The organism is Nocardia sp. NPDC006982, assembly GCF_042869435.1.
GTDB lineage: Bacteria > Actinomycetota > Actinomycetes > Mycobacteriales > Mycobacteriaceae > Nocardia.
Genome location: NZ_JBIAFV010000004.1, coordinates 127,787 through 150,353 on the forward strand (window position 1 = coordinate 127,787; position 22,567 = coordinate 150,353).

25 protein-coding genes are annotated in these 22,567 nt (G+C 65.2%); 9 read left to right on the plus strand and 16 right to left on the minus strand.

Annotated features, from left to right (window positions below; all coding sequences use genetic code 11):
* Positions 1-165: 165 nt before the first annotated feature.
* A complete protein-coding gene (locus ACFYOW_RS17595) occupies positions 166-957 on the plus strand; it encodes an SAM-dependent methyltransferase (RefSeq protein ID WP_387289060.1) in 792 nt (263 codons plus the stop codon).
* Here ACFYOW_RS17595 and ACFYOW_RS17600 read toward each other — a convergent pair.
* Positions 954-1,994 (minus strand): hypothetical protein, encoded by a 1,041-nt coding sequence (locus tag ACFYOW_RS17600; RefSeq protein WP_387289062.1) that lies wholly within the window; start codon positions 1,992-1,994, stop codon positions 954-956. The two genes, ACFYOW_RS17595 and ACFYOW_RS17600, sit on opposite strands and share 4 nt — an antisense overlap.
* Positions 1,995-2,115: 121 nt before the next feature.
* Here ACFYOW_RS17600 and ACFYOW_RS17605 point away from each other — a divergent pair, with 121 nt between their 5' ends.
* The 3 genes from ACFYOW_RS17605 to ACFYOW_RS17615 all read left to right on the plus strand — a co-directional run bounded on the left by ACFYOW_RS17605 (position 2,116) and on the right by ACFYOW_RS17615 (position 4,660).
* Positions 2,116-3,144 carry an alpha/beta hydrolase gene (locus ACFYOW_RS17605; protein ID WP_387289064.1) on the plus strand — a complete coding sequence of 343 codons (1,029 nt, stop codon included), beginning with the start codon at positions 2,116-2,118 and terminating at the stop codon, positions 3,142-3,144.
* 273 nt (positions 3,145-3,417) lie between these two features.
* The gene (locus ACFYOW_RS17610; RefSeq protein WP_063045826.1) at positions 3,418-3,618 is read left to right on the plus strand and encodes a hypothetical protein; all 201 of its coding nucleotides are present in this window, start codon (positions 3,418-3,420) and stop codon (positions 3,616-3,618) included.
* Positions 3,619-3,706: 88 nt separating this feature from the next.
* Positions 3,707-4,660, plus strand: coding sequence for a TIGR03557 family F420-dependent LLM class oxidoreductase (locus ACFYOW_RS17615; RefSeq protein ID WP_387289066.1), 954 nt, complete (start codon positions 3,707-3,709; stop codon positions 4,658-4,660).
* Between the two features lie 10 nt (positions 4,661-4,670).
* Here ACFYOW_RS17615 and ACFYOW_RS17620 read toward each other — a convergent pair whose 3' ends face one another.
* From ACFYOW_RS17620 to ACFYOW_RS17630, 3 genes are all read right to left on the minus strand, one after another.
* Positions 4,671-6,785 carry a catalase gene (locus tag ACFYOW_RS17620; RefSeq protein WP_387289068.1) on the minus strand — a complete coding sequence of 705 codons (2,115 nt, stop codon included), beginning with the start codon at positions 6,783-6,785 and terminating at the stop codon, positions 4,671-4,673.
* Positions 6,786-6,790: 5 nt separating this feature from the next.
* A complete protein-coding gene (locus ACFYOW_RS17625; protein WP_387289070.1) occupies positions 6,791-7,357 on the minus strand; it encodes a hemerythrin domain-containing protein in 567 nt (188 codons plus the stop codon).
* Positions 7,358-7,477: 120 nt separating this feature from the next.
* Positions 7,478-7,894, minus strand: coding sequence for a CBS domain-containing protein (locus ACFYOW_RS17630; protein WP_387289072.1), 417 nt, complete (start codon positions 7,892-7,894; stop codon positions 7,478-7,480).
* A 133-nt stretch (positions 7,895-8,027) separates the two neighbouring features.
* On the opposite strand from ACFYOW_RS17630, the gene ACFYOW_RS17635 reads away from it, so the two are divergent.
* Entirely contained in the window at positions 8,028-8,339 is a 312-nt protein-coding gene (locus ACFYOW_RS17635) for a hypothetical protein (RefSeq protein ID WP_387289074.1), read from the plus strand.
* A 17-nt stretch (positions 8,340-8,356) separates the two neighbouring features.
* Here ACFYOW_RS17635 and rlmN read toward each other — a convergent pair whose 3' ends face one another.
* A complete protein-coding gene (rlmN, locus tag ACFYOW_RS17640; RefSeq protein WP_357468738.1) occupies positions 8,357-9,466 on the minus strand; it encodes a 23S rRNA (adenine(2503)-C(2))-methyltransferase RlmN in 1,110 nt (369 codons plus the stop codon).
* Positions 9,467-9,648: 182 nt separating this feature from the next.
* Here rlmN and ACFYOW_RS17645 point away from each other — a divergent pair, with 182 nt between their 5' ends.
* Positions 9,649-9,987, plus strand: a complete 339-nt coding sequence (locus ACFYOW_RS17645) for a lipopolysaccharide assembly LapA domain-containing protein (RefSeq protein WP_387289076.1) — start codon at positions 9,649-9,651, stop codon at positions 9,985-9,987.
* Here ACFYOW_RS17645 and ACFYOW_RS17650 read toward each other — a convergent pair.
* The 5 genes from ACFYOW_RS17650 to rpsB all read right to left on the minus strand — a co-directional run bounded on the left by ACFYOW_RS17650 (position 9,984) and on the right by rpsB (position 14,723).
* Complete coding sequence (locus ACFYOW_RS17650; protein WP_387290040.1) at positions 9,984-10,850, minus strand: phosphatidate cytidylyltransferase; 867 nt, start codon at positions 10,848-10,850, stop codon at positions 9,984-9,986. The two genes, ACFYOW_RS17645 and ACFYOW_RS17650, sit on opposite strands and share 4 nt — an antisense overlap.
* Before the next feature lie 521 nt (positions 10,851-11,371).
* Positions 11,372-11,929: a ribosome recycling factor gene (frr, locus tag ACFYOW_RS17655; RefSeq protein WP_040693344.1), complete on the minus strand. Its 558-nt coding sequence runs from the start codon at positions 11,927-11,929 to the stop codon at positions 11,372-11,374.
* A gap of 49 nt (positions 11,930-11,978) precedes the next feature.
* Positions 11,979-12,707, minus strand: a complete 729-nt coding sequence (gene pyrH / locus ACFYOW_RS17660) for a UMP kinase (protein WP_063045820.1) — start codon at positions 12,705-12,707, stop codon at positions 11,979-11,981.
* A 249-nt stretch (positions 12,708-12,956) separates the two neighbouring features.
* Entirely contained in the window at positions 12,957-13,781 is an 825-nt protein-coding gene (gene tsf, locus ACFYOW_RS17665; RefSeq protein ID WP_387289078.1) for a translation elongation factor Ts, read from the minus strand.
* A 96-nt stretch (positions 13,782-13,877) separates the two neighbouring features.
* Positions 13,878-14,723: a 30S ribosomal protein S2 gene (gene rpsB / locus ACFYOW_RS17670; RefSeq protein ID WP_387289080.1), complete on the minus strand. Its 846-nt coding sequence runs from the start codon at positions 14,721-14,723 to the stop codon at positions 13,878-13,880.
* Between the two features lie 386 nt (positions 14,724-15,109).
* On the opposite strand from rpsB, the gene ACFYOW_RS17675 reads away from it, so the two are divergent.
* The 3 genes from ACFYOW_RS17675 to ACFYOW_RS17685 all read left to right on the plus strand — a co-directional run bounded on the left by ACFYOW_RS17675 (position 15,110) and on the right by ACFYOW_RS17685 (position 16,981).
* Positions 15,110-15,841 (plus strand): hypothetical protein, encoded by a 732-nt coding sequence (locus tag ACFYOW_RS17675; RefSeq protein WP_387289082.1) that lies wholly within the window; start codon positions 15,110-15,112, stop codon positions 15,839-15,841.
* A 6-nt stretch (positions 15,842-15,847) separates the two neighbouring features.
* Positions 15,848-16,393 (plus strand): M23 family metallopeptidase, encoded by a 546-nt coding sequence (locus tag ACFYOW_RS17680; protein WP_387289084.1) that lies wholly within the window; start codon positions 15,848-15,850, stop codon positions 16,391-16,393.
* A gap of 69 nt (positions 16,394-16,462) precedes the next feature.
* Complete coding sequence (locus tag ACFYOW_RS17685) at positions 16,463-16,981, plus strand: DUF1990 family protein (RefSeq protein WP_387289086.1); 519 nt, start codon at positions 16,463-16,465, stop codon at positions 16,979-16,981.
* Between the two features lie 172 nt (positions 16,982-17,153).
* Here ACFYOW_RS17685 and ACFYOW_RS17690 read toward each other — a convergent pair whose 3' ends face one another.
* The 6 genes from ACFYOW_RS17690 to ACFYOW_RS17715 all read right to left on the minus strand — a co-directional run bounded on the left by ACFYOW_RS17690 (position 17,154) and on the right by ACFYOW_RS17715 (position 22,284).
* Entirely contained in the window at positions 17,154-17,333 is a 180-nt protein-coding gene (locus ACFYOW_RS17690; RefSeq protein ID WP_387289088.1) for a hypothetical protein, read from the minus strand.
* A 254-nt stretch (positions 17,334-17,587) separates the two neighbouring features.
* Positions 17,588-19,486: an alkyl/aryl-sulfatase gene (locus ACFYOW_RS17695; protein WP_387289090.1), complete on the minus strand. Its 1,899-nt coding sequence runs from the start codon at positions 19,484-19,486 to the stop codon at positions 17,588-17,590.
* A 48-nt stretch (positions 19,487-19,534) separates the two neighbouring features.
* Positions 19,535-19,843: a DUF202 domain-containing protein gene (locus ACFYOW_RS17700; RefSeq protein ID WP_387289092.1), complete on the minus strand. Its 309-nt coding sequence runs from the start codon at positions 19,841-19,843 to the stop codon at positions 19,535-19,537.
* Complete coding sequence (locus ACFYOW_RS17705; RefSeq protein ID WP_387289094.1) at positions 19,840-20,205, minus strand: YidH family protein; 366 nt, start codon at positions 20,203-20,205, stop codon at positions 19,840-19,842. Before ACFYOW_RS17705 ends, ACFYOW_RS17700 begins: the two co-directional genes overlap by 4 nt.
* A gap of 162 nt (positions 20,206-20,367) precedes the next feature.
* The gene (locus ACFYOW_RS17710) at positions 20,368-21,096 is read right to left on the minus strand and encodes an acetoacetate decarboxylase family protein (RefSeq protein ID WP_387289096.1); all 729 of its coding nucleotides are present in this window, start codon (positions 21,094-21,096) and stop codon (positions 20,368-20,370) included.
* 267 nt (positions 21,097-21,363) lie between these two features.
* On the minus strand, positions 21,364-22,284 hold the full coding sequence (locus ACFYOW_RS17715; protein WP_387289098.1) for a tyrosine recombinase XerC: 921 nt from the start codon (positions 22,282-22,284) through the stop codon (positions 21,364-21,366).
* Positions 22,285-22,567 lie beyond the last annotated feature (283 nt).

The following is a 22,567-nucleotide window of genomic DNA, read 5'->3' on the forward strand; positions in this document are numbered from 1 at the left end:
ATCACGACAAACCTCCCGATTTCGTGCCGACCGTGTTGCCGACACAAGTATGAGAGGTGTAAACCCGCACAAAGGATTCACCGCAATCGGGCATGGCAGCCCGATCCATACGGACAAACGACCAGACGTTGTTACGATGTGCCGAGGGGCATCAAGGGAGGTGCGGTGGCTGAGGCCGATCGGGCGCCGGTTCGCGTCGATCCATCCAAGCCGAACGCTGCTCGGGTGTACAACTACCTACTCGGCGGTAAAGACAACTACGAGGTGGACCAGCGGGTCGCCGAGCGCATGCTCGCGGTCGCGCCGGACACCAAGACGACGGCCTGGTTCAGTCGCAAATTCCTGCTCAACGCCGTGGAAGAGGCGGCCCAGGCGGGGATTCGGCAGTTCATCGATATCGGTGCCGGAATCCCCATCTCGCCCAACGTGCACGAGGTAGCGCAGAAGGTCGACCCCTCGGCACGCGTCGTGATGATCGACTACGACCCGGTCGTGTACGTGCACGCCAACGCGCTGTTGTCCGGCACGTCCGGTGTCACATCGGTACTCGGTGATATTCGCCGCACGGACGAGATCATCGAGAAGGCGCGGACCGAAGGACAGATCGACTTCGACCAGCCGGTAGCGATTCTGATCGTCGGCGTGCTGCACTTCGTGATGGACGACGAACACCCGGCCGAGATCATCGCGCGACTGCGCGATGTGATGGCGCCGGGAAGCATCCTGGCCTTCACCCACGGATCGGTCGACACATACGCGGAGTTCGTCGCACAGTCGACCGGCGATACCAACGGCAGCTCGGCGCAGGTCCAATTCCGGACCCCGGATATGGTGGCCGCCTACCTGGACGGCTTCGAAATAGTCGAACCCGGTCTGGTGCCGGTACAGAATTGGCTCGACGACGACCTGCCGCGCACCAAGTTGGTGCTGTTGGGCGGAGTCGGTCGCAAGCCCTAGCTCGCGGCGAGCGTATCGGCGCGCGCCGCGAGCGCGTCGGCGATCGGACGTGGACGGCGACCGAGTCCGCATGCACTCGCGACGCCGTCCACCGGTCTACTCAGCGCGTTCTCGATCAACCGCAAGGTCTCGACCTGCTCTGGCACCGTGGGAGTGTCGTGGACGAATCCCGCGTAGAAATTGGTGCCCTCGCCGAGTGAGAGGTCCGCGAGGGGTGCGTAGAACGCAGGATCCGCCGACGGCGGGATATCTCCGGCCGCAAGCGGACCGTGCACATAGGTCAGTGGGCGATCCGAAGGCCACTGCCGGGCAACGGAATTGGCCAGGTCCACGAAGGGTCGCAGATCACGCATGCTGGCCCGGGACTTGTTGCGCATACTTCCGACGCACAGGTGCACGCCGAATCTGGTTCCCGCAGGCGTGGATTCGGCCAGCGCCGCAATCCCCTCGCCGAGGCGCAATGCCGCCTCCAGCCGTCGGTGCAGTGGCTGCGCCTTCGCCATGAGCACCATTTCCGCGGTCGCCTCCAATTGCACGACCACGTCCTCGGTACCGACCAGTTCGTGGATGGCCGCGATATCGCGCACGGTCGCGTCACGAAATGCCTTGCGATGCGACCGGACACCTGGAATGCCCATGGCGATGAAGGCCAGGGTGAAATCGGTCGGCATCCCGATCTGGAGAGTGAGTTCGGGCAGCTCGCGCGCCGTACGCAAACCCTGGAATATCGGCAGCGCCTCCTGGGCCTCGGCGAGATAACCGAGCTCCATCATGTCGCCCGTCAGCTCGCGACCAGTCGGAACGCGATGGATGGTCCGCTCCCGACTCGAGCGCCACGTACCCGACTTCTTCACTTCCAATGCGCCCTGCGCCACCAGATCCTCGATGATCGGCTGGATGTAGAACTCGTAGCGACGCGTTTCCCCAGTCGGGAGCGTGCGTAGGCGGGGCCCCGCGGCATCGAGCATCGCGCGCATCGCATCGTCGGTACTCGTACCCGGAAAGCTGCCGACAAAGTGCACACCACGCGAACCCATGCCGTGCATCGTAGATCGTATCTTCGTCACGCAACCCCATAGCTACGGATCTTCGTGTGCGGTATGGTGATTCGCCAGAAGATGGCGCGGCGCACGATATTTCCCATTCGGAGGGAACGCGGTGACGAAGAAGCTCTACGCCCGAATGCTGGTGGCCGCTACCGCGGCGGCGACAATGCTCGGTGTGGTGCCGGGCGGGGCCAGTGCTGATCCGGCCACCTCGCCCGACCGTTGTCAGGAGATCTCTTTCCCGGTACCGCAGGGGACGTTGGGCGCGACCCTGTGCCTGCCGGACCGGCCGACCGATGCCGTCATGGTGTTGATGGCGGGGTCCAATTACAACCACACCTACTGGGATTTCCCTTACGCCCCAGAGACTTACAACTTCCGGCGCGCGATGAATGCAGCCGGTTACGCGACGCTGGTGGCCGATCGGCTCGGTAACGGCGTGAGCACCCGGCCGCCGAGCATGTCACTGACCGCGTCCGCCACCGCGGAAGCCCTGCACAACATCGTGCAGGCCCTGCGCCACGGACTCGCGGGCGCACAGCCGTTCGGCAAGGTCGTCACCGGTGGTCATTCGCTGAGCTCCGGCACATCGGTCATGGAGGCCACCACCTACCATGACGTCGACGGCGTGCTGCTCACCGGATATTCGCACACCCTGAGCGTGCCGGATGTCCTCGGCGTGATCGGCACGTACTACCAGGCGGTGCAGGATCCCGTATTCGCCAGCCGCGGATACGATTCGGGCTATCTCGTGACCCGGCCGGGCACCCGGGCCAGTGACTTCTTCGGGCCGGATAATTATGATCCGCAGGTGCTCGCGATCGATGAGGCCACGAAGGAAACCTTCTCGCTCACCGAATATCCCGACGGCCTCACCTCTACCCTGCCAGGGATGTCCAGCTTGATCACCGCCCCGGTCATGGTCGTCAATGGCAGTTTGGACCGGTTGTCGTGCGGACCCGCCTATGCGATCTGCGCCGACAGCACGACCCTGCAGGCCGCGGAGGCCGCGTTTTTCAGTCCGGCCGCGCGGCTGCATACCTTCGTGCTGCCCGGCAGCGGACATTCGGTGAATCTCGCACGGAACACCGCGCAATATCATGCCGCCGTCATCGACTGGATGAAGTCGGTCGCCGGATAGCTGGATCTGCCTGCGGCAGTCCGATTTCCGTGATCACAGCGGACCGATCTGCAGAGGGTACGGGCGCACCGCCGCGGCCGCGATGTCGGATTCGGCCACCTCCCCGCTGTCGACTTACCCGCGAATACCACTGGTAAACACCATTTTCAAGCCGCGAAACAGCCTGACCATCGGGTGATATCCGCTCGATTAGCCGACCGGATCCCGGGTAGATCGCACATGTGGTCCGAACCGGGGCCGCAGATAGTTCCAACTACCGAGAGGAGTGCCGACATGGCAGATCCGAAGAACCCCGGGCAGTTCGGCAATCGCAAGGACACCCATGAGCAGGCCAGCAAGGGCGGCAAGGCCAGTACCGGCAGCTTCGGCCAGCGCAACGCGGCCGACCCGCACGAGGCAGGTCGTAAGGGCGCACAGGCACAGCCGACGGCGGCCAAGCAGAAAGGTGGCCAGCACAGCCACAGCGGCGGCTAGGTCAACCTGTCGAACGGGCCTCGGTGATATATCCGGGGCCCGTCCGCATGCGTCGAATATCACGTGCGAACCTGGGTAAGCGCCCGACATGGTCACCTTCGGATATTTCCTAGCCAGCGAACAGTTCGGGCCGAAAGAACTCGTCGAGCAGGCCAAACGCGCCGAGCAGGCCGGGTTCGAGCGGCTGTGGATCTCCGACCATTTCCATCCGTGGAATGACGCCGAGGGGCAGAGCCCCTTCGTCTGGGGCACCATCGGTGCGCTCTCGGAGGCCACCGATCTGCCGATCACCACGGCGGTCACCTGCCCTACCATCCGCATCCACCCGCTGATCATCGCGCAGGCCGCGGCGACCGCCGCCGTCCAACTCGACGGCAATTTCATACTCGGCGTCGGCAGCGGTGAGGCGCTCAACGAGCACATTCTCGGCGATCCGTGGCCGTCGCCCGCGGTCCGGCTCGAAATGCCGGAGGAGGCGGTCCAGCTGATTCGGCGGCTGCACCGCGGCGGCAATGTCAATCACCGCGGCGAGTACTACACCGTGCAGGACGCCAGAATCTACACACTGCCCGATGCTCCGGTACCGATCTACATTTCCGGATTCGGCCCGCAGGCAACGCAATTGGCGGCGCGGATCGGCGACGGCTTCTGCACCGTACTGCCCGACGCCGAAGCGATCGACACCTTCCGCACCACGGGCGGCGGCGCGAAACCGGTACAGGCGGGCGCCAAGGTCAGCTGGTCCCGCGACGAGGAGTCTGGTCTGGATGCCGCACATCGCCTCTGGGCCAATGAGCTGCTGCCCGGCCAACTTTCCCAAACTCTGCCGCGGCCACGCGATTTCGAGGACGCGATGAGCCTGGTCGATCGCGAATCCACCCGTGAGCACTTCGCCACCGGCCCCGATCCGGAACGTCATATCCGCCGACTCCGGCAGTATCTCGATGCCGGTGTCGACGAACTGTACGTCCAGCAGATCGGGCCCGATCTGGATGGCTTCTGCACCGCGTGGGAGAAGGAGATCCAGCCCGCCCTGAGCTGAACCGCGACGGCTAGGCGGGTACCGCTACGGTCGACCGGCGCCAGACCCGGTGCTGGGCAAGCGCATTCGCGAACGCCTCGATGAACTCATCGGACACGCCCGCGCCGATGGCGGTCGTGGTGAAGACACCTGTTTGCGCGTCGTGATCGGTATCGGATAGCACACCGGCGACCCGCAGCAGCGTGACACCGTCGCCGAAGCCGCCGATCGGTTTGGCGTGTTTGAACGCCTCCAGGACGAAGTGCACCGCCGCGCCATTGCCCACCAGGGTTTCGGCGGACCGTGCGCCACCCGCGACCAGCACCGCATCGTAGAGAACCGAGGCAACGGTGGCCAGCGACCGGTCCACCGGGAGGGTTTCGCCGTCACTACCGTCGCCGCCCAACGTACCGGCATGCGGCGCAAGAACTTCGGGAACAGCTCCACGGTCGGTCAACCACGATTTGATGCGGCGCACACCGAGTGTGTCGACGCCATCGGCGGCCAGGATAGCGATCTTGCGGGTCGCGATGGTGTCGGTGATCGTATTCAGTTGCGACAGCGCGGGAGATACCACCGCCTCGCGATCATTCGAGTCCGATTGCGGCACCGGCATACCCAGTTCACTCGCGACCCGCTCGGCCAGTTCGGGCTCGATCCGCACCAGATGTTCGAGCACCCTGGTCCGGATGATCGGCCGCTCTACCTTGCCCAGTTCGAAGGCGAACGCGGCGACGATGTGGTCGGCCTCCGGCGGCGACATACTGCGCCAGAACATCCGCGGTTGCCGATAGTACTCACGAAAACTGTTGGCGCGCTCTCGAATAGTAGAACCGGATAGTGGCTCGGCGTAGTGCTGGAACATCTCGGTATCCGCCAATGCCGGACAACCGCCACCGATGGTGTTCTTGGTATATGCGGCCTCGTCCTGCGGAATGGCGTGCTGACCGTAGCCGTCCTGCTGGTGATTGCGCACATCGGCGACCGGTCGGTTGATCGGCAGCTGGGCGAAATTCGGCCCGCCCAAACGGATCAGCTGGGTATCCAGGTAGGAGAAGTTGCGCAACTGCAGCAGCGGATCATCGCTGAAATCGATACCGGGCACCAGATTGGCGGTGTGGAAGGCCACCTGCTCGGTCTCGGCGAAGAAGTTGTCCGGGTTGCGATCCAGCACCATGCGGCCGACCGGCTGCACCGGAACCTGTTCTTCCGGAATGATTTTCGTCGGATCGAGCAGGTCGAAGTCGAAGCCGAATTCGCTTTCGTCCGAAACGAGCTGCACGCCGAGTTCCCACTCCGGATACTGGCCGGCCGCGATGCAGTCCCACAGATCGCGTCGGTTGAAGTCGGGATCACGCCCGGCGATCTGCTGACATTCATCCCACAGCAGTGAGTGCACGCCGAGTTTCGGCGTCCAGTGGAACTTCACGAAAGTGGCTCGGCCCTCGCTGTTGACAAGTCGGAAGGTGTGTACGCCGAAGCCCTGCATCATGCGATAGCTGCGCGGCAGCGCCCGGTCCGACATCAGCCACATGATCGCGTGCAGTGTCTCCGGCTGCTGGCCCACGAAGTCCCACAGTGTGTCGTGCGCGGAGGCGGCCTGCGGAATCTCATTGTGCGGCTCGGGTTTCACCGCGTGCACGAAGTCGGGGAATTTGATTCCGTCCTGGATGAAGAACACCGGGAAGTTATTGCCGACCAGATCGTAATTGCCTTGGGCGGTATAGAACTTCGTCGCGAAGCCGCGCACATCGCGCACGGTATCCGCGGATCCGCGCGAACCGGCGACGGTCGAAAATCGCACGAACACCGGCGTTTCCACGCTCGCATCGATGAGAAAGCGGGCGGTGGTGAAGTCGCCGAGCCAGCCGTCATATGGCCGGAAGTGTCCGTAGGCGCCCGCACCTCTGGCATGGACCACTCGCTCCGGGATCCGCTCGTGATCGAAGTGGGTGATCTTCTCCCTGGCATGGAAATCCGCGAGCAGCGTCGGCCCGCGCTCCCCCACCTTCAGGGCATCGTCGGTGCTGTCCACCCGTACGCCCTGCTGTGTGGTCAGCTTCCCCTGTTCGCGATCCACCCGGTATCGATCCAGCTGGCGCTGCTTGTCATTCGGTGCGCCGTTCCTATCGGTTCCGTCGGGCATGTCGCTCACTCCTCGGTCTTACGGCGCCAATCGCGCACCGCGTCGCGAATCCGGTCGAAGAGCGCAAGTGGCGGTCCGGCAACGATATTCACCAGCGCCGACGCACCAGCGTCCGGATGCGGCCGGGTCGGGGCGACGGCCTCGGCGACCCGAACGACATCGGCGAGCACCGCGCTCTCGTTTGCGGAAAGCACTTGGCGCAGCTGCTCGAATTCCTCCTTCTCCTCCATATCGGCGTGTTCGATCACCGATTCGGCGAAGCTGCGGAATTCGGTATCGAAATCCTCGTGCTGCACACCCATGTCGTAGAGCTCGGCGAGCACGCGTTTGGCCTCTTGTTCTTCGTGCAGCCTGTCGTCGACCACGCCGGCGGGCACAGCTGCGCGCCGTGATGCCGGATGCACCACTTCCTCTTCGGCGCTCTCGTGCACGGCCAGTGCGCGGACCAACTCCTCGAACGGCTCGCGCTTGGCCGCACCCTGCGCAAGCTGTACTTTCTCGATCAGCCCCTTGATCAGTTCGTGTTGTGCCAGCAAGAGCGTGACGACGTCTTCCTTCTGACCGGTGGCCATTGCGTACCTCCTCGATCGGGGACGGAGCCACCGCGGCTCCTCTCGTCCGCGCATACCCGCAAGCGGCATACTCACACCTGCACTCAGGGCAGCGCGGACGAGACGGTTCGCAGGTCGCGGTCAGTCCGTCGACACCGCCTCCACCACGCCGCCGGTATCGGCGTTGCCGAGCGCGACGGCCACATCGGCCTGCGCCACAATGCCGACCAACTGGTCACCGTCGAGCACCGGCACCCGCCGGATCTGATGCACCGCCATCACATTGAGCACCTCATCGGCATCGGTGCCCGCCTGCACCGTGATCAGTGTGCCCTCGGCCAGTTCCCCCGCCTTGACGCCGATCGGGTCCTTGTTCTCGGCAAGCACCTTCACGACGATGTCGCGGTCGGTCAGTATGCCCTTCAACCGATTGTCCTCACCGCATATCGGCAGTGCGCCCACACTCAGCTGTTTCATCAGCTTGGCGGCCTCGACCACCGAATCGCTGGATCGCACGCACTGCACGCCTTCGGTCATGAGTTCCCGCGCGGTTGCCATGGTTGCCCTCCTGTTCGTCGCAAGCAGATTCGGGTTCGCGGTACCCGACGCGGTCGCCGATACACCCTGATTGATCCGGAACATGTCGGGTATCCGTTCGAACGAGACGATCCATCCGAACGGAGAGGACGCCATGTTTCCTGGATCCGACGCATCCGATCGGCTGCGTTCCGACTTCCCCGACCGCGCACGCAACACCAGAAATCACGCGGGCGAAATGATCGCCGACACCCATAACTGGCCCGGCGTCATCCTGGTGCTGCTCGGCGTAGTCGGCGCCGCCCTGACGCTCACCGCCGCAGGCTACGGATTCGCGGGCTGGGCCGTCGTGGCCGGCATCGCCACCGCTCTGTGCCTGATCTGCGGCGGCGGACTCATCCTCGCCGAACACCGCCGCGTCAAAGCCGACGAAGGCCGCGAACTCCTCGAGCCGGGCGGCCACTGACGCGTAAGGGAAGCAGCCTAGCCTTCTGCGGCCAACTGCCCGCAGGCCGCGGCGATTTCCTGGCCCCGCGTATCGCGCACGGTGCACGGAACACCCTGTGCGTTGACGCGCCGAACGAATTCCTGCTCAACAGGTTTCGGGCTGGCATCCCACTTACTGCCCGGCGTCGGGTTCAGCGGGATGACGTTCACGTGCACGCGGGAGCCGAGGGCCTTGTGCAGTTTCGCGCCGAGCATATCCGCGCGCCACGGCTGGTCGTTGATATCGCGGATCAGCGCGTATTCGATGGACACCCGGCGACCGCTCTTGTCGGCGTAGTAGCGGGCGGCATCGAGGACCTCGGCGACCGGCCATCGGTTGTTCACCGGCACCAGGGTGTCGCGCAGTTCGTCATCGGGGGTGTGCAGCGACACCGCGAGGGTCACCGAGAGGTCCTCGTCGGCGAGCTTGCGGATCGCCGGAGCCAAGCCGACGGTGGAAACGACGACGTTGCGCTGAGAGATACCGAAGCCGTCGGGCGCGGGTGAGGTGATGCGACGAACCGCGGCGACCACCCGCTTGTAATTGGCCAGCGGCTCTCCCATGCCCATGAAGACGATATTGGACAGGCGGCCCGGACCGCCCGAGACCTCGCCATCACGCATGGCAGCGGCTGCGGCGCGGACCTGGTCGACGATTTCGGCGGTGGAGAGATTGCGGTTGAGGCCGCCCTGACCGGTGGCACAGAACGGGCAAGCCATACCGCAGCCTGCCTGGCTGGAAATGCAGAGAGTGGCGCGGTCCGGGTAGCGCATCAACACGCTCTCCAGCAAGGTGCCATCGCCCGCACGCCACAGGGTCTTTCGCGTCTCGCCGCCATCGCACGCGACATGCTTGACCACCGACATCAGCGGCGGAAACAGCGCCGCGCCGACCTTTTCGCGCACAGTGGCGGGCAGATCGGTCATCAGCTCCGGATCGGCCTGCAGCCGGCCGTAGTACTGGCGCGCGATCTGATCGGCACGGAACTTCGGCAGACCGAGCTCCTCGACCGCGGCCTTGCGCCCGTCGGCATCGAGGTCGGCGAGGTGCCGCGGCGGCATGCCACGGCGCGGAGCATCGAAGACGAGGGGCAGGGAGACGGTCATAGTCTCTCCAGTGTCCCATCTCGCGTGCGCGGCCCGGACCGAAGGTGACCATCACGACGCCCTACGCGACGAACGTCACCTTCGATCGGGCTGGCTGCGCACCCCCTGCCAGGACATAACGACATACCGGTCAGCGCGCAGAAATACGTGCACCCGAGATAGCCATCGGCAATGATCGAAGTATGACCAGTCACGCCGAGCCATCCGAGCCGGAGCGCACCGAAGACGTCGCACCTGCGTCGACCGGCCGTAAGCCGGTAGAGCCGACCGGTCGCAAGTCGCTGGTGAAGAGCCGGACCGGTGACACTTGGGTCGCCCTGACCGCCGCGACGCTGATCGGGATCGTGCTGCTGATCTTCATCCTGCAGAACCTGGAACAGCAGCGGGTGGATCTCTTGTTCTGGAGCTTCTCCATGCCGGTCGGCATCATGATGCTGCTGTCGGTGATCGCCGGTGCGCTGGTGATGGCGCTCGTCGGCGGGGTGCGAATCATTCAGCTCCGCCACGCCGCGAAGCGCTAGATCAAGCTGCTGAGCACCAGCCACGACACGAACGCCGAGGGCAGCATCGAATCGAGGCGATCCATGATGCCGCCGTGGCCGGGCAGCAGGGTGCCCATATCCTTGATGCCCAGTTCCCGCTTGACCTGGGATTCGATCAGATCGCCGACCGTCGCGACCAGCACCAAACCGACGCCGAGCACCACGCCGATCATCGAATTGGCTTCCAGCAGCAGGGTCACCGTCAGCAGACCGCCGATCACGCTGAACACCAGCGAACCGCAGAAGCCCTCCCAGGACTTCTTCGGGCTGATCGCGGGCACCATCGGATGCCGCCCGAACAGCACACCCGCGACGTAACCGCCGACATCGGAGCAGACCACCAGGATCATGAAGGTCAGCACCCGCAGATTGCCGTCGGGCTCGAGCAGCAGCAGCGTCGCGAACGAGGCGAGCAGCGGAATCCAGGCCAGGGTGAAGATCGTGATCGCGGTGTCGCGCAAGAAGTTTCGCGGCGCGGTCTGCAAGCCGTGATCGAAGAGGCGCCACACCATGCAGATCAGCGTGGTCGCGGCAAAGGCGCCCGCCACGCCGCTGGCGCCCCACGGCCAGCCGAGCCAGAACACCGCCTGACCACCGACGATGAGCGGGATCCGTGGGACGAGGACATCAGCCTCCCGCAGTCGCTTGGCGACCTCCCAGGTGGCGACGCCGACTCCGGCGGCCGCAACGCCGATGAATACCTTCGGCACGAACAGCAGGATCGCGATGAGCGAGAGCCCGAGGCCGAAACCGACGGCCAAGGCGGCGGGGAGATTGCGGCCGGCGCGCGAGGCGGGTGCCGCGGGTTCGTCCGAGTTCTGTTGCTGGGCTGCGGGATTCACGGGCTCGGCGGCAGAATATTCGGAGGTCACGGAACCGTCGTTTTCGGGTCCGGGCGTCGCCGGCCCCCAGGTCGAAGGCCCATCGGTCGCAGGTCCCGGAGTCGCAGGGTCATCAGTCGCGGGGCCGGGTGTCGCGGGACCATCGGTCGCCGAGCCGAGTGTCGCGGGGCCGACGGTCGCGACACCATCGGTCGCCGGTCCGGATGTCGTCGGTCCTGAGGGTGCGACGGTCGCATCGCCCGGAGTCGCGGGCCGACCGGTCGGGGCCACCCGCGCCGAGGATCCCCGACGTTCGGCCTCAGACGTCACGGAGTCGGTGTGCACGGGTTCGGGAGGTGCGGCTTCGGGAATCGCGGCATCGACCGCGCGCCCGTCCGTCGCATCAACAGTGCCGTTGGCCGGCCTCGGCTCCTCGGCCGCACCGGTCGCGGCGGCGTTCTCGGCCACGATTGTCCCGTCGCTCAACTCGTCGTTCCGTTCGTCCCCCGCCCGGGCGGGCCCGAAAGATCCGGCTTCGGACCTCAGACCTCGAGCAGTTCAGCTTCCTTGTGCTTGACCAGTTCATCGACCTGGCCGACATATTTCGCGGTGGTCTTGTCGAGTTCCTTTTCGGCGCGCCCGACCTCGTCCTCACCCGCCTCGCCATCCTTCTGGATCCGCGAGAGTTCGTCCATGGCCTTACGGCGGACATTCCGAATCGAGACCTTGGCGTCCTCGCCCTTGCCCTTGGCCTGCTTGGCCAGTTCACGGCGCCGCTCCTCGGTGAGCTGCGGGACCGAGATCCGGATGATGTCACCGTTGTTGGTGGGATTGACACCGAGATCCGAATTGCGGATCGCGGTTTCGATCGCGCCGAGCGTCGACTGCTCGTACGGCTTGATCACCACCATCCGCGGCTCGGGCACGGTAATGCTCGACACCTGGGTAATCGGGGTCGGCGAACCGTAGTAGTCGATGACAATCCGTTGGAACATGCCCGGATTCGCCCGACCGGTGCGGATGGACCCCAGATCGTCCTTCGCCACCGAGACGGCCTTCTCCATCTTCTCCTCGGCGTCGAAGAGCGCTTCTTCAATCACGACCGTTTCCTCCACAGCGTCGTCATCGTCATGATCCGCGGGCGCGGGGTCAGGACCGAACCAATGTGCCGATCTTCTCACCGGCGACCGCACGGGCGATATTGCCCTTCGTCAACAAATTGAACACCAGGATGGGCATCTGGTTGTCCATACACAGGCTGAAGGCCGTCGCGTCGGCGACCTTGAGGTCACGCTCGATGACCTCTTTATGCGTGATCTCGGTGTACATGGTCGCGCTCTGGTCGACCCGGGGATCAGCGGTGAAGACCCCGTCGACGGCCTTGGCCATCAGCACCACATCGGCACCGATCTCCAGCGCGCGCTGGGCGGCAGTGGTGTCGGTGGAGAAGTAGGGCATGCCCATGCCCGCGCCGAAGATGACAACGCGGCCCTTCTCCAGATGCCGCTTGGCGCGCAGCGGCAGATACGGCTCGGCGACCTGCCCCATGGTGATCGCGGTCTGCACCCGGGTGTCGATGCCCTGCTGCTGCAAAAAGTCTTGCAGCGCAAGGCTGTTCATCACGGTGCCGAGCATGCCCATATAGTCCGAGCGGGCGCGTTCCATACCGCGCTCCTCGAGTTCGGCGCCGCGGAAGAAGTTGCCGCCGCCGATCACCACGGCGACCTGAACACCGCTGGAGACCACCTCGGCGATCTGCTCGGCGACCGTCTGCACCACATCGGGGTCGAGCCCGACCTTGCCGCCGCCGAACATCTCCCCACCCAATTTGAGGAGCACCCGGCGATATCCTGGGCGGTCGGTCCCGGGGTCCGTCATGGGTGTTCGTCTCCTTCGGCGATAGATTTCGGTCTGTCGACACAGCACGTGGGCCGGATGGCAACGCGGAGGCTCAATACGGAGCGCCCTTATCCTGCCCTACTCGGATTCGATGTGGGTAGAAGACCCCCTCGGACGCAACGAACTCGCCCGGTCAGGCTCGGGAATTGCGGATGAACGGCCGGCGTCCGGACAGCCGAAACCCCTCGTGCACCGCATCCGGAGCACGAGGGGTTTCGCGGGGCGTTATCAGGCCTGGCCGACCTCGAAGCGGGCGAAGCGGGTCACGGTGACACCGGCCTCGTCCAGCAGCGCCTTGACGGTCTTCTTCGAATCGGTGACCGATGCCTGCTCCAGCAGGACGACGTCCTTGAAGAAGCCGTTGACGCGGCCCTCGGTGATCTTCGGCAGCGCGGCCTCGGGCTTACCCTCTTCCTTGGCGGTCTGCTCGGCGATGCGGCGCTCGTTCTCCACCACGTCGGCCGGCACATCCTCGCGGGTCAGGTACTTGGCCTTGAGCGCGGCGACCTGCATGCCGACCGCACGCGCGGCGTCGGCGGCGGCGTCACCCTCGCCCTGGTACTCGACCAGCACGCCGACGGCGGGCGGCAGGTCGGTGGCACGCTTGTGCAGGTAGACGGCGACCGGGCCGTCGAAGGCGACGACGCGACGCAGCTCGAGCTTCTCGCCGATCTTGGCGGCGAGCGCCTGCAGCGCCTCTTCGACGGTCTGACCGTCCAGCTTCAGCGCCTTCAGCGTGTCCAGGTCGGCGGGCTTGGCAGCCGCGGCGGCGGTCACGATCTTGTCGGCGAGGCCCTGGAACTCGTCGTTCTTGGCGACGAAGTCGGTCTCGGAGTTGATCTCGATCAGCACGCCGTCCTTGGCGACGACCAGGCCCTCGGCGGTGGCGCGCTCGGCGCGCTTGCCGACATCCTTGGCACCCTTGATGCGCAGCACCTCGACGGCCTTGTCGAAATCGCCGTCGGTCTCGACCAGCGCGTTCTTGCAGTCCATCATCCCGGAGCCGGTGAGCTCCCGCAGCCGCTTCACGTCAGCGGCGGTGTATGTCGCCATGGGTGGCGATCCTCCTGTGTGTTGTTTCGGGTGGTAACACCACCTTGCCGACCGCTCCTATGCAGGAGAGGTCGGCAAGGTGAACAAACGCGACGATCAGGCGTCAGCCGGGGTGGCAGGGGCCTCAGCGGGGGCCTCGACGGCAGCCTCGGCCTCGGTCGCGGCGGGGGCGGCCTGCGCGAGCAGCTCCTGCTCCCACTCGGCGAGCGGCTCGCCCGCACCGGCTTCCGGCTTCTCGTCACCGGAGGAGATACCGGCCCGCGCCTGCACGCCCTCGGCCACCGCGGAGGCGACGACCTTGGTCAGCAGAGCGGCGGAACGGATCGCGTCGTCGTTACCCGGGATCGGGTAGTCGACCAGGTCGGGATCGCAGTTGGTGTCCAGGATCGCGATGACCGGGATGTTCAGCTTGCGCGCCTCGCCGACGGCGATGTGCTCCTTGTTGGTGTCGACGACCCAGATGGCCGAGGGCACCTTGGCCATATCGCGGATACCGCCGAGGGTGCGCTCCAGCTTGTTCATCTCACGCGTGAGCATGAGGATTTCCTTCTTGGTGCGACCCTCGAAGCCACCGGTCTGCTCCATCGCCTCGAGCTCCTTGAGGCGCTGCAGGCGCTTGTGCACGGTGGAGAAGTTGGTGAGCATGCCACCCAGCCAACGCTGGTTGACGTAGGGCATCCCGACGCGAGTCGCCTCGGCCGCGATCGACTCCTGGGCCTGCTTCTTGGTGCCGACGAAGAGAACGGTGCCACCGTGGGCGACGGTCTCCTTGACGAACTCGTAGGCCTTGTCGATGTAGGTCAGCGTCTGCTGCAGGTCGATGATGTAGATGCCGTTGCGGTCGGTGAAGATGAACCGCTTCATCTTCGGGTTCCAGCGCCGGGTCTGGTGTCCGAAGTGTGCGCCGCTGTCGAGCAGCTGCTTCATTGTTACGACAGCCATGGTGCCGTATCTCTCTTTCGTTGCCGGTTGCCGCGGCGAATCGGTGATCCGCCGCCCTGGCGCCTCCGAACCATCGGACCCGATCACGAAGATCAGGACCAGCCGATGATTCCCTGCTCCGCATGCGCTGCCGATTCACGAAGTCGAGCTCCGGTTCGAACAGCGCCGTTACGAACAAGCACGGGGTGGCGCGCGAAGTCGGTCCGTGCAGGCACAGACCGCTCGACCAGTCTACGGGCTGAGGGGGTGAGTTTCTAAATCGCCCTGTCATGGGTCGAAACGGGCAATCTCCACAACCGAGCAAGTTGTCCACACTCGCCGAAGCGAGGGTACTGCGGGTGCCGTACGCGGCCGACGCTTGAAACATGAATCGCATAGCTATCTCGATGACCATGCTCATCCCACCGCTGTTCCTGCTGTCACTGGCTCTGGCACAGCCGGTTTCGGCCGCACCACCGAATGGCGGGGCTCCGGTGGCGCTGCCTTGGGGACCTGCGGCAACCACTGCGCCTGATGGCGGTTTCCCTGGATCGGAAGTCGTGTTCGGGGAGTGCACGGGTTCGGCCTGTTCGGCGGGCGGCGGGCCTGCGCGGGTGCCGGCTCCGCTTCGTGCCGCGCCGCTCGTTGTGAATGTCGCGCCTAGTGCGCTGAGCGCGTACGTCGCGCGCGATGCACTGCACCTGGACGTCGCGCCAAATGCTATTCACGTAAACGTCGCGCCGAATGCGCTCCGGGTGAACGTCGCGCCGGATGCATTGCGCGTGAACATCTCTTCCGACGGACTCCGCGGAAGTGTCGCCTCCGAGCCACTGGTCAACGTCGCGTCCGATGCACCGCGCGTGAACGTCGCGCCGGACGCTTTCCGCGTCTATATGGCGCCCGACGCACTTCGCGTGGGCATTGCACCCAACATGCTCCGGGTGGACACTGCATCCGACCTGCGTTCAGCCGACGGGGCGCAGACACCGGTCCCTGAGGAGGGCGCGACGCCGCTCGCCACCGACATTGCACGTGGGGCCAGCACAGGGTCGGCGAGTTCCTTGCCGCCGGTTTTCAGCGATCTGCTGTCGCGGCTGCTGGATCTGGTTCAGCGGGCTCCGCTCCCGCTGTCGCGCTGATCTCGGATGAACCGCCTCAGCAGAATCGGCGGCCCGCATGGGCGGCGGCTGATTTCGATCGTCCTCGGGGTCATCGCTCTGCTGGGACTCGTTGCGGAGCAGTCGGTTTCGGCTGCTCCGCACGGGGAGTTCAGCTGGCCGCTGCAACCACGGCCCGCGGTCGAGCGGCAATTCGACAAACCGGCGCAGGACTGGCTGCCCGGACATCGCGGGGTTGATCTGGCAGGTGCGCCTGGGCAGGCGGTACTCGCGGCCGGAGACGGAATTGTGGTGTTCGCGGGAACGGTGGCAGGCAAACCGGTCGTATCGATCGATCACCCCAGCGGGCTGCGAACCACGTACGAGCCGGTGCAAGCAGAGGTTTCGGTAGGCATGCGAGTCGGTCGCGGAACGCGAATCGGCGCTTTGGAGCCGGGACACGCGGGTTGCGTGGCGGCCGCGTGCCTGCATTGGGGTGCGAGACGAGAAGCAAGCGGTCACAGCCGACGTGAGTACATCGATCCACTCGGACTACTGCACCCGACTCCCCTGCGACTGAAGCCGGTGACTTGACTTCAGGGCCGAGCAGCAGCTTCGGAGGATCCTCTTCCGCAGTGACGGTTTCGGCGCGAGGATCGGGTTATGGGATATGCGTTCGGAGATCCGCCGTTCACCTATATCGAGGTCGGCGCGACGAAGGAGGTGCTGCCTGCGGGCTATCACCGGTTTCGGCTGCGCCGCCGTATCGGGTCCGGGCGGGCACTGTTCGAGCGCGCGGGTGCGGAGATCCTGTCATATCGAATGCAGAAGGGCATCGGCATCTTTCGGGAGGCCGACACACCGACCGCAGAGCCGGGGACTCGGCTGACCGTGCGGTTGGGCGTCGGTCCGGTCAGCATCACCGCACCATGCCGGGTCGTCTACGTCCTCGACGAACCCGACCGGCGCGGCTTCGCGTACGGCACGCTGCCCGGACATCCAGAGATCGGCGAGGAACTGTTCGCCGTCGAATACGACCCCACCGATGACACCGTCTACGGCCTGGTCACAGCCTTCTCCCGCCCCGGGGCCTGGTACGTCCGACTCGGCGGACCGGTGGTGCGAGCCATCCAACGCGTCATCGCCGGAAAGTACATCGACACGCTCCCGACCTCGGCCTAGGATCCGCACAACGCCCAGGTCAGAACACCGGATTCCGCTGCAGGGCAGCCGAATTCAGCGCAGTTGTCTGGATGGGCGGCAACACCAAAAACATGCGGCAATGATGTGCTCGACGGCCATCCGGACGTCGCGTAACCAGCTCGGCTCACGCAAGAGCGCACGGCTCGGGTACCTAGAGCTGCGCCTCGGGTGCGGCAGCTTCGGCACGCAACAGGTCACCGTGATCGGCGCGTCCAAGGGTGTCGTATTCGGCGGCCGCCTGTTGCCGGTCGGCGATTTCGGTGCGGACGATCTGTTCGATATCGGCCTCGGGGAGATCGCGACGGCGAGCTTCGGCGGCGCCGAGTCCCACCGGCTGCTCTCGACGGCACCGGTCTTGATGTCCACCGTGTCGATGGCTTCGGCGTTATGGATGGCACCGAGCGCAGAGCGCAGTCCGGAGATCGCGCTGCGATCGCGGGTCTTCATAGCGGCAGACAACGCGGTGCGGAGGCGCGCACGCAGAGGTACGGAGCTGTCGATAGCTTCGGTGGACATGGTCGCCGACCGTACGCACCGGTACCTCGCGGGTCGAGCGATTCAGCCGAGCGGCACGCGAGCGCTATCTCAGGGGGTGACGATGGCGAAGTCCGGATCCGGCACGTCGATCACACCGACCACCGCGTTCAGCCCGCTGGGATCCCCGGCAATGGCGATATCGCCCGCGGCGACCAGTGCGCCGAGATTCTCCCCCGCCAATAAGGCTCGGATCAGGATCGACCTCGTCAAGGTGAAAGAGGCGTCTGGATCGGGTAAGTCGGCGCCGTCGGGCTTGTCGTAGTGGACCATCAGGCCGTTGCGCAACTCGAGGCGGTAGGTGCGTTTTTCGTCGGTGATGTGCCAGTCGATCACCACGCGCAGATTCCACGCCTTCGGTCCATCGATGCGCAGCGCGATCGCATCGAAGATCTGCTCGATAGTCAGCGCGTCGAGCATCGTGGGCGCATTCGTCGTCGTCGGCGTGCCGAACGAGCCGTTGCGCAACTCATAGGCTCCGCTGAGATAGAAGTTGCGCCAGGTGGCGTTCTCCGCACCATAGCCGAGCTGCTCGAAGGTGTTGGCCTGCAACGTTTTCGCCACATCATTGGCCGGATCGGCGAAGATGACGTAGTTGACCACCTGCGCGACCCACCGGTAATCCCCTGCGTCATAAGCGGTTTGCGCCTTACGCAGCACCTCGTCGGCACCGCCCATGAATTCCACATGACGCCTGGCGGATTCGACCGGCGCATGCTCCCACAGGTGCGCCGGATTGCCGTCGAACCACCCCATGTAGCGCTGGTAGATGGCCTTGACATTGTGGCTGACCGAACCGTAATACCCGTGCGTATGCCACGCATCGGCGATGGCCGGTGGCAGCTCGAGCATCTCGGCGATCTCACCACCCAGATAACCCTGATTGAGCCTGCGCACCGTCTGATCGTGCAGATATCCATACAGATCCCGTTGCAGCGAAAGGTATTCCACCAGCCGCTCGGTACCCCAGGTCGGCCAGTGATGCGAGGCGAAGACCACGTCGGACTTGCGGGCGAACAGATTGATCGACTCGGTCAAATACTTGGCCCACACATGCGGGTCACGGACCAGCGCACCACGCAGCGTCAGCAGGTTGTGCAGTGTGTGCGTTGCGTTCTCGGCCATGCACAGCGCGCGCATCTCGGGGAAGTAGAAGTTCATCTCGGCGGGCGCCTCGGTGCCCGGGGTGAGCTGGAAGACGATCCGGATTCCGTCGACCGTTTCTTCCTGACCGGTGCTGGTGATATCCACCGTCGGCGGAATCAAGGTGATCGTGCCCAGCGATGTGGTCTGTCCGAGTCCGGCCCCGACCTGTCCCTTCGGTCCCCGCGGCAGTGCGGCGCCGTACATATAGGCAGACCGACGCCCCATCGCAGTTCCCACATAGATGTTTTCGGCAACCGCGTGTTCGAGGAATCCGGCCGGTGCGAGTACCGGGCAGCGGCCAGCCGCAACATCGTCGACCGTCGTCACACCCATCGCACCGCCGAAATGGTCGGCGTGCGAATGGGTATAGATCAACCCGGTCACCGGCCGATCGCCTCGGTGCGCTCGATACAGCGCCAAGCCCGCCGCGGCGGTCTCCGCTGAGATCAGCGGATCGATCACGAGCACACCGGCGGTTCCCTCGATCAGCGTCATATTCGACAGATCGAGCCCGCGGATCTGATAGATGCCCGCTGCGACCTCGTACAGCCCCTGCTTGACGACCAGCCCGGACTGCCGCCACAGGCTCGGATTGACCGACGCCGGGCAGGTTCCCTGCAGGAAAGCGTAGGAGACGCTGTTCCACACCACTTTTCCGTCGGATGCGCGCACCTCTCCGGGCTCGAGTGCCGCGATGAACCCGCGGTCCGCATCCGCGAGATCGGCCGTATCCGTGGGCAGTGCGGCCGCCGCTCGTTGCTGCTCGGCGACGATGAATTCGCTCGGCTCGGTCGCTGTGCTCATATCCATCCTCCTGTGCTTGTCAGCCGAACATGTCCGGCCCGCAACGCATTAGGGCCGTGGATCCGTAAACCCGATTGCGGCCGCGATGCATGCGACGGCCAGCACCGCCAGCATCGTCGCCGCGATGACTCTCCCGCCGTGACCGACGCGCCCCTGATGCAAGGCGCGATTGCGCGAAAAAGACAGGGCCGCAACGGCTGCCATGGTGATCGCCGCCCCCGTCGGTGCGATGGCGACGGCACGCCACCCGTTGGTCGCGGCATGATTGAGGAAAAGCGCGGCGACGACCATCGCGGCAATGGCCGTACGTCGCCACGCCAATGCGGTACGTTCGGCGGCCAGACTCTTGGGGGTCATCGGATCAACACCACCACGCAGGCAAATACCGACACGACGGCGATACCGCACGACAGAATCGGCACCATGATGGTGTCGGGTAGCGGTTCACCGTTTCGCATGGCCCGACCGACGCGCCGCCAATGTCCATACGCACCGACCGCGATGATCACGGCGAGCACGATGCAGCTCATCGCGAGTGTCCGGCGCAACCCCGACATCCGCACCGGCTGCACCAGCGTATGCACCGCGACACCGCCCGCGAGCAGGCCGAGCGAGGTGCGCATCCAGGCCAGGAAGGTGCGTTCGTTGGCGAGGGTGAAGCGGTAATCGACCTCCTCCTCCCCCTCCTCGGATTCCTCGGCGGGGTTGGGCAGTGTCATGGTGCCTCGGCTCGGACTGCACCATGGTCGTCGTCGGAATTCACGGGCACCTCTCCATCGCTGGTCGGTTTACTGCCGCATGCGAACGCTCCGCTACGTCAGGTTAACGAGCGGCGTTGTCGTCGTCTACGAAGATCACCATCGCGGATGCCGCACTCCCGGTCAGACAGGTATGGCGTCCTGGAAGGTCATCGCGAGCCGATCGACGGTCGAGGCCATGAGTGCGCGCTTGGGTAAGCCGAGGGAACGCAATTCGTCGGCCCAGGCATGCTCACCGAGGGACAGTTCGGCGCCGCCGGGGCGAGCGCGCGTGCCGGACGGTTCCATCTGCCACTGTGTGCAGCGAGTGACGCCGTCGATGTGGGAGTACGCGTCGAAGGAGGAGCCCTTGCCGCGTTGCGGGACCGCAAGGCCGGGACGGATGGTGAGATCGACGATCAGCTGCCCGTTCTGATGCAAAACGCCGCGTCGCACGCTGCCCTCGTGTTGTGCGTCGAAAGCGGCGATTTCCTTGGGAAAGCCCCAGATGCCGCGGCCGGCGGCCAGCGTGAATTCGCCGTCGACCGGGAGACGATGAATGAAGACACCCGCGCCGCCCGTGGACAGAGCACGCAGATCGCCGAGCGTACCGGCGGGCCCAGCGGTGTGGTGCCGGACCATGAACGAGACACCGAACTCGTTGTACGGCCCGAGGTCGCCATCGACGTAATCGACGAAGACGAGCGTGCACATGGCACGACCACCCGGCAGCCGAAGAATCTCCAGGCCGGAGTAGTCCACGACTCTCTGCGCGGCCGCCGCCGGTACCGAGTAGGTCGCCATGAAGGCATGCGCGAGCCGAATCCGCACCGGCATCTGCACTTCCTTGCCCAGCACAGTATGGGTACTCATCGGCTCCACCCCGAGACAGCAATGCAGCATGCGTCGACCACCGAGCGGTCGACAAATCGTGCGGCGTCCACGAATCCTCCAAATTAGAACTCGTGTCAGAATAGCGACTATTTCGCGCTTACCACACCACTTTCATTGGCACGAACACGTTTCAGAATTACAGTTGAGTCGCTTGCTGGGCAGTACGGGTCCAAGTCGCACACGATCGGCCGCCGCACAAGAGTGGGCCGCCTCCATCGCGATCTTCGTCCGCCGCGCTATGGGCGGTCAGGCTCGGGGGTGGGCTTGGTCGTGGACCTTTTTCAGGCGCTCGATGGAGACATGCGTGTAGAGCTGGGTGGTCGCCATGCTGGCGTGGCCGAGGAGTTCCTGCACTACGCGCAGGTCCGCGCCGCCCTCGAGCAGATGGGTTGCGGCCGAATGCCGCAGGCCGTGCGGACCCATATCGGGTGCGCCCGGGATTGCCGAAACGACCTCGTGGACAACCGTTCTGGCCTGACGTTGGTCGAGCCGTTTGCCGCGACGGCCGAGCAACAGCGCACGGCCGGATTCGGCTGTCGCGAGGGCGGGACGGCCGTACTGCAGCCAATTCGCGATCGCCTCGTCGGCCGGAACTCCGAAGGGCACCGAGCGCTCCTTATTACCCTTGCCGATGACCCGGACCAGCTTCCGTTCCCGATCGATATCGTCGAGATCCAAGCCGCACAACTCGCTCACCCGAATGCCGGTCGAGTACAGCAGCTCCACGACCAGCCGATCTCGCAATGCCATCGGATCACGTTGCACCGCACCGGATTCCGCCGCATCCATAGCCGCGACAGCTTGCTGCGTGCCGAGTACGGCAGGCAGTACCCGATGCGCCTTCGGCGACCCGAGCCGCAACCCGGGATCGATCGACAGCCGCCCGGTACTGGTCAACCACGCCGTGAATGTCCTCGCCGAAGACGCCCGCCGTGCCATGGTTGTCCGCGCCGCCCCACCGGCCGACTGCGCCGCCAACCACGACCGCAACAACGCCAAATCCATTTCCCGCACCGCCGAATCCGCCGACCGCGCAACCAAATGCCCCAATAACGACCGCGCATCCCCCACATACGCCCGCGCCGTATGCACCGACCGATTCCGTCCGAGCCGCAAATGCCGCTCATACTCCGCCAGCAACGCCACGAGATCCTCCGGCAACTCCATCCCCCCACCGTCACCGCCCCCACTCCCCTTGGCAAGTAAGCACGCCGCAACGCCGCAGGTTTACCGCGTGAACCGCGTCTCGACCGGGTTTACCTCCGACCGCAATGGCCGAACCACTCCGAGCCTCCGCCTGCACCGATCCGGCGCCGACCTGAATCCTTCACCGCGTAGCGACCGGTCAGCTCGCCCGATGGCGGAGCTGTGATCGGCCCGGGACCTCAGCGTTCATTGGCTCGGGGCGTCAGCGTTCATTGGCCCGGAGGGTGAGCGCTCATCGGCCCCG